8 protein-coding genes are annotated in these 5,681 nt (G+C 62.4%); 6 read left to right on the top strand and 2 right to left on the bottom strand.

Features of this window, described 5'->3' with window-relative positions; all coding sequences use genetic code 11:
* Together ACXWUF_RS17235 and ACXWUF_RS17230 are read left to right on the top strand one after the other, a co-directional pair.
* Window positions 1-215 (top strand): hypothetical protein (locus tag ACXWUF_RS17235; protein WP_458495853.1); only part of this gene is annotated, 215 nt, incomplete at its 5' end.
* Window positions 216-403: 188 nt separating this feature from the next.
* On the top strand, window positions 404-883 hold the full coding sequence (locus ACXWUF_RS17230; RefSeq protein ID WP_458495852.1) for a CDP-archaeol synthase: 480 nt from the start codon (window positions 404-406) through the stop codon (window positions 881-883).
* Window positions 884-974: 91 nt separating this feature from the next.
* On the opposite strand, the gene ACXWUF_RS17225 is transcribed toward ACXWUF_RS17230, so the two are convergent.
* Both ACXWUF_RS17225 and ACXWUF_RS17220 read right to left on the bottom strand, forming a co-directional pair.
* Window positions 975-2,012 carry a metallophosphoesterase gene (locus tag ACXWUF_RS17225; protein WP_458495851.1) on the bottom strand — a complete coding sequence of 346 codons (1,038 nt, stop codon included), beginning with the start codon at window positions 2,010-2,012 and terminating at the stop codon, window positions 975-977.
* 117 nt (window positions 2,013-2,129) lie between these two features.
* Window positions 2,130-2,438 carry a hypothetical protein gene (locus tag ACXWUF_RS17220; protein WP_458495850.1) on the bottom strand — a complete coding sequence of 103 codons (309 nt, stop codon included), beginning with the start codon at window positions 2,436-2,438 and terminating at the stop codon, window positions 2,130-2,132.
* A gap of 158 nt (window positions 2,439-2,596) precedes the next feature.
* Here ACXWUF_RS17220 and ACXWUF_RS17215 point away from each other — a divergent pair, with 158 nt between their 5' ends.
* The 4 genes from ACXWUF_RS17215 to ACXWUF_RS17200 all read left to right on the top strand — a co-directional run bounded on the left by ACXWUF_RS17215 (window position 2,597) and on the right by ACXWUF_RS17200 (window position 5,412).
* Window positions 2,597-2,953 carry a nucleotide pyrophosphohydrolase gene (locus tag ACXWUF_RS17215; protein WP_458495849.1) on the top strand — a complete coding sequence of 119 codons (357 nt, stop codon included), beginning with the start codon at window positions 2,597-2,599 and terminating at the stop codon, window positions 2,951-2,953.
* A 43-nt stretch (window positions 2,954-2,996) separates the two neighbouring features.
* Window positions 2,997-3,617, top strand: coding sequence for a high frequency lysogenization protein HflD (gene hflD, locus ACXWUF_RS17210; RefSeq protein WP_458495848.1), 621 nt, complete (start codon window positions 2,997-2,999; stop codon window positions 3,615-3,617).
* Between the two features lie 78 nt (window positions 3,618-3,695).
* Window positions 3,696-4,379, top strand: coding sequence for a hypothetical protein (locus ACXWUF_RS17205; protein WP_458495847.1), 684 nt, complete (start codon window positions 3,696-3,698; stop codon window positions 4,377-4,379).
* Window positions 4,380-4,677: 298 nt separating this feature from the next.
* The gene (locus ACXWUF_RS17200) at window positions 4,678-5,412 is read left to right on the top strand and encodes a hypothetical protein (RefSeq protein WP_458495846.1); all 735 of its coding nucleotides are present in this window, start codon (window positions 4,678-4,680) and stop codon (window positions 5,410-5,412) included.
* Window positions 5,413-5,681: the final 269 nt, after the last annotated feature.

Below are 5,681 nucleotides of genomic sequence, written 5' to 3'. Positions count from 1 at the left end.
ACGGCTACCTCAAGCTGGAAAATCAAAGCAGCGGCGCCCTGGCGATTTCGCAAGAGGGCACGTACAACGCGCTCACCATCACCAATTACGGCGCGGGCGCTTCGTCGGGCCAAGCCTTGTCGGTGACTCAGACGGGCGTCGGCGCAGGTCAAGCCACCGCCTACAATCCCGATCCGGCACCGGGTGGACCCGCCTATTCAACCGCTCAGCCCTAAGCAACCCGTGTGGGTCGGGCTTCGGCCCGACGCCCGGCGGGGAAGGACGGGTCAGGCTAAAGCCCGACCTACAAGCTTCGTTATGGATGACGGACGGGTGCGGGCTTTTTATGGTGGCGGGTTGCATCTGGGGCGCTGCCCAATGGCGATAATAGCGGCTTGTGAAAACACCCCACGAGCCGAACGCCATGCTGACATTCAAGCTTTTGTTTCTGCTGATGGTCGCCAACGGGGCGCCCGTCCTGGTGAAGAAAGCGCTGGGCGCACGCGGCGCTTGGCCGGTGGACGGCGCGGCGCGGTGGCGGGATGGCGGGCCGGTGCTGGGACCGTCGAAGACCTGGCGCGGATTGGCGGCGGCGGTGGTGTTGAGCGGGTTCGCCGCCGTGGCGTTGGGCTGGCCGGTCTGGCTCGGCGTGGCGTTCGGCGGCAGCGCCATGCTGGGGGATTTGCTGTCCAGTTTTCTCAAGCGCCGGTTTGGCTTGCCTTCCAGCGCCATGGCCCTGGGGCTGGACCAAGTGCCGGAATCGCTGCTTCCCCTGCTGGCGGTGCGCGGCGAATTGGGCTTGGGCTGGGATTACATCTTGTGGCTGGTGCTGCTGTTTCTGATTTTGGAGCTGGCGTTCTCGCGGGTTTTGTTCGCCCTGCATGTGCGGGACCGGCCCTATTGAAAATAAGCGTGCGTACGGTGGTGGGAGTGGGCTTTCAGCCCACGATCAGGCTCGGCTGTCGCGGGCTGAAGCCCGCTCCCACGGGTCGTTGTCAGGCGCGGCGCAGGCGGTGCAAGGTAATCTCCGGCGGGCAATTCAGCCGGACATCCACGATGCTGACCCCGCTGCCCACCGAGGTGTAGCCCTGCAAGCCGTGATAGCGCCAATAGCCGTTGCACAGCGAGCGCGGCGCCCTGGCGTTGTACATGAGGGGAATGCGGCCCGGCAGGCAGATTTGTCCGCCGTGAGTGTGGCCGCTGAGCATGATGTCGAAATTGGCGTAAGCGGCGTGCCGGTACATCTCCGGCGAGTGGGACAGCAGGATGGACGGGGCGCCGTCGGGAATGGCGTCGGTGGCTTTTTCCAGATTGTCGGCCCGGTAGTAATGGGGGTCGTCGATGCCGGCCAGATAAATGGCGGCACCGTCCTTTTCCAGCTTGACCGACTCGTTCAGCAACACGCGCAGCCCCAAGTCTTCCAGGCCGGGTGCCATGCGGATGGTGTCGTGATTGCCCAGCACCGCGTACACCGGGCTTTGGATGTGGGGGAACACCCGCGCCATCCCGGCCAGCGCGCCGCCGTAGGGCCCGAAGGTCCGGGCGCGTAAGTCGCCGGTGATGACGCACAGGTCGTAAGGCCCGGCGCGGCCAATCGCCTCGATCAGCGCGTCGGGGATGTCCGCCGCCATGTCCAGGTGCAGGTCGCTGATGTGCAGCAGGGTGTAGCCCTCGAACTCGACCGGCAGTGACTCCAAGGCGAATTCATTGCGTAGCACCTCGACGCGGCGGGCGTTCTGGCGGCCCCGCGTGTGCAGCCCGGCCAGCCGCAACACATGACGCATCAGGCCATGGACGGAATACCAGTTCTCGATGTGGAAAAAGGTGCGGCCCTGGCCGAACACCCGGGCTTCGGAATCATGCTCGATCCCGAGCCGCTGGTTCAGGTGGCAGCGGCCCACCCGCTGTTCCAAGCGGGCATAGGCCACCGCTTCGATGGGCGGGCAGCGGTGCTGTTGGAATTTGCTAGGATGGGCGGCGGGCGCTGTCGGGGCGCTGTCGGGAAAGCTGGGCAGGGAATGGTTGGTGGACATGGCGGGTCTCCCTTGGGTGCGTAGGCATCGCGGCCCCAGCAAATCCCCGGCCAGCGAGGCATCGCTGACCGGGGTAAGCTCTTCCTTGGTGGGGCTTACCCGAAGGATAGCACCGCCTTACAAAGCGACGTGGTTCAAAAGTTTGGTCAGTTTGCCGATGGCGTCCGTGACCGAGGCGAGCGCGTCGCGGATTTGGCCGTTGTCCTTGACGGCCTTCTCCGCCTTGGCGGCCGCTTGGCCTAGGGCTTGGGTGGCTTGCTGGTAAACCGGGGCGGCGGTGTTGGTGGTGAGGTTCACCAAGTCGATTTTTTGTTGGAACAACTGATCGAGCAACTCATCTATCTGCTCGGCTTGCGGCAGATTTTTCTCAGTCAGGGTTTCCAGGGCTTTGATTGTACGTTGTAAGTTTTGCAGCAGATTTTCCATTGGCGTCTACCCTCGGAGCGTGTATGTGGTCATGGTTATAGGCTCGGGCGCTCCGGCGTGGCGGCTGGCCCATCGAACACTCGCCGAGCTTCTGTATCCCATTATTTTCGCTTATTCCGCATTAATCAAAAATATCGTCGAAGAGGAAAGCCATCGGTATGAACGTCGCAGCCATCCAACACAGCCTCCGGGACTTCGCCGAGGCGCGGGATTGGAACCGATTCCATAGTCCCAAGAACATCGCCACCGCCCTGGCCGTGGAGGCGGCGGAACTTTTGGAGAACTTCCAATGGCTGACCGAGGAGGAATCGCGCCGCTTGGCCGATAAGCCGGAAGATTTTCAGGCGGTGCGGGAAGAACTCGCCGACGTGCAGATTTATCTGCTGCGGCTGGCGGATTTGCTGGGCGTGGACATGGAGGCGGCAGTGCGGGAGAAGATGGACAAGAACGCGGCCAAATATCCCGTGGAATTAGCCAAGGGCAATGCCGTCAAATACACTCGTTTCGGCCAATGATCTTATGTTTCTAGCGGATTTCAGACTCGTGAGTGGGTTCCCCATGATAAAAACCCTAACCAACCAAACCATCGCCCTGGCCGGACTGTCCCAGGCGCTTTCCCTCGTCCAACAAATCGCCAAGCGCGGCATCGCCGACCGCGAGGCCATGGAAACCTGCCTCGCCAGCACCTTGAAAATCGACTCGGACGAGGTGTTGGATGTGTACGGCGACCTGTCCCGCCTCGCCCATGGTTTGCGGCAGTTGGATCAGCAATTGGCGGAGCCGGACAAGGTGGACAAGGAACAGGCGCGGTACGCCTCGACCCTGGTGTTCTTGGAACGCAAGCTGATGAAGCAGCCCGCCATGGTGGAATCCATCGGCGTCACCCTGCACGGCGCGGCGGAGCGTGCCCAGGCGGTCGGCGTGCTGCACGAGGACGTCTACCAAGCCTTGGCGGAAGCCTATCAGCAAACCCTCAGCCAGTTGCAGCCCCGCGTATTGGTGACGGGGGAGCAGATGTATCTCGCCGATTCCGACAACGGCCAGCGCATCCGCGCCTTGTTGTTGGCGGGGATTCGCTCGGTGGTGTTGTGGCGGCAATGCGGCGGTGCCCGCTGGAGGCTGTTGTTCTATCGCACGCGGATGCAGCAGGAGGCGCGGCGCTTGTTGCGGACCCTGTGATTGCCGCTGTGGGAGTGGGCTTCAGTCCACGACCGCCGTGCCTGATCCCAAGATCAATCCTAACCATAGGAGGCCCCCATGGCCCGCGCCAAACAAACCAAAGGCATCTGCGCCTATTGCAAAAAGGACGTCGGCAAAGCCGCCGCCTCCCGCCATTTCGCGTCCTGCCCCGCCTGCCAGGCCGCCGTGGCCTACGCCGAGCAATCCAAGCGGAAGTCCGAGACGCTTTATCACCTGCGCGTGCAGGCATCCGGGCAGCCCGCATACTGGTTGGATTTGGAAATGCGCGGCACCGCCAAACTGTCCGATCTGGACGATTACCTGCGGGCGATATGGCTGGAATGCTGCGGCCATATGAGCCAGTTTTCCAAGGACGGATGGGGCGGCGGGGAAATCGCCAAGAGCCGGTCCATGGAAAATGCTTTGGGCGGGGGCGAGGAGCTGACCCACATCTATGATTTCGGAGCCTCGTCGGAAACCCTGATAAAGTCCGTCGGGAGTCGCCAGGGCAAGCCGCTGACCAAGCATCCGATCACCCTGTTGATGCGCAACGAGGTGCCGGTGTTCGAGTGCATGGAATGCCAGCAGCCCGCGACGTGGTTTTGCTCGGAATGCGTCTACGAACATGAGGAATCGGGCCTGCTGTGCGATCAGCATGTCGAGGGCCATCCCCACGAGAACTATGGCGAGCCGGTGGCCTTGGTGAATTCGCCGCGCATGGGGATGTGTGGCTACGAGGGACCGGCGGAGCCGCCGTATTAGGGTGGCCGCTCCAAACCCCGTCATTCCGGCAAGAATGCAGTAGGTCGGGCATGTACTCATGCCAGACGCAAGCGTCTTCAGTTTGGGCTAAGGCGTAAGGCATTGAGCCACGCCCAAACTGAAGTTCGGACTCCTCATGCCAAGCCGCTTAACGGCGTTTAACCTAATGGCGGCGACAAAGACCGTGGGGACGATGCGGCAAGGCCAAGGGGCGAAACCCTGACCCGCCCACCCCGTCAGTTCCCCCGTTCTCGGCTAAAATGCCCGGCATTCCCCATCCAGCCCCGCCCGTGACCCCGTGATTCCAGCCAACGCCCCAAGACTCCTGTCCATTGTCCTCGCCTGCCTGACGCTGACGCTCCTTCCCCCCGGCCAATCCCACGCGGCGGAGCCGGATTTCTCCACGACGCTGCAAGCCCTGCACGACGAATGGGCGGTGATCTTCTACACCCTGCCGGAAGACCAGCACGCCGCCAAATTCAAAGACCTGTTGGCGCGGGTCCACGCGGCGTCGGAAAAACAGCCCAATCAGGCCGACCCTCTCATTCTCGAAGCCATCGTCCTCTGCACCTACGCCGGGGCCGAATTCGGACTCAGCGCCTTGCGCAAAGTGGAACAGGCCCGGACGCTGCTGGAAAAATCCATCGCCCTCGACCCCAGGGCCATGGAAGCGTCCGCTTATATCGCCCTCGGCAACCTCTATCACCGGCTGCCGGGCTGGCCCATTTCCTACGGCGATGACGACATCGCCAAACCCTATTTCGAAGCCGCCTTGAAGCTCTACCCGGACGCCATCGACACCAATTATTTCTACGGCGATTTCCTGCTCAGCGACGGGGAGTTCGACCAGGCGCTGCCCTATCTGGAAAAAGCCGACCGGGCACCCATCCGTCCCGGCACGCAGTTGTCCGACCTCAAGCTGAAGGGGGAAATCGCCCAGGCCCTGGCCGACGCCCGCGCCAAGAACGACGACCGGGCGGACTTTTTCACCCAGTTCATTCCTTCGTTCGGCGGCGGCAAACCGACGCCCTAGCCCCGGGACAAGTCCATCCCGCTCTGTGCTGGAATAAATGCCGAAGCTCAGGGCCGACCGCTAAATCCTCCTTCCGGAATGTCAGTCACACCGGAAGGAGGTAATTTCGTGCGCTTACATTTGCAGTATTAGCCGACATTCCGCACCCCCCCTCATCCCGAATTGGCATATAAAGCCACATAGCGTTCGCCGAGGACCTCGAGCAGCGCCCGGTGGTGGAGGTTGAGGTTCAAGACCACCTCGGCGACGGAGGCGACCACGAGGACGTG

Source organism: Methylomagnum sp. (genome assembly GCF_054333355.1).
The sequence above is the reverse complement of the archived record's forward strand: the minus strand, read 5'-3'. Positions and strand labels throughout refer to the sequence as shown.

Coding starts and splice junctions, on each gene's coding strand:
- ACXWUF_RS17230 (WP_458495852.1), top strand. CDS start 404: ATGCTGACATTCAAGCTTTTGTTTCTGCTGATGGTCGCCAACGGGGCG.
- ACXWUF_RS17225 (WP_458495851.1), bottom strand. CDS start 2,012: ATGTCCACCAACCATTCCCTGCCCAGCTTTCCCGACAGCGCCCCGACA.
- ACXWUF_RS17220 (WP_458495850.1), bottom strand. CDS start 2,438: ATGGAAAATCTGCTGCAAAACTTACAACGTACAATCAAAGCCCTGGAA.
- ACXWUF_RS17215 (WP_458495849.1), top strand. CDS start 2,597: ATGAACGTCGCAGCCATCCAACACAGCCTCCGGGACTTCGCCGAGGCG.
- hflD (WP_458495848.1), top strand. CDS start 2,997: ATGATAAAAACCCTAACCAACCAAACCATCGCCCTGGCCGGACTGTCC.
- ACXWUF_RS17205 (WP_458495847.1), top strand. CDS start 3,696: ATGGCCCGCGCCAAACAAACCAAAGGCATCTGCGCCTATTGCAAAAAG.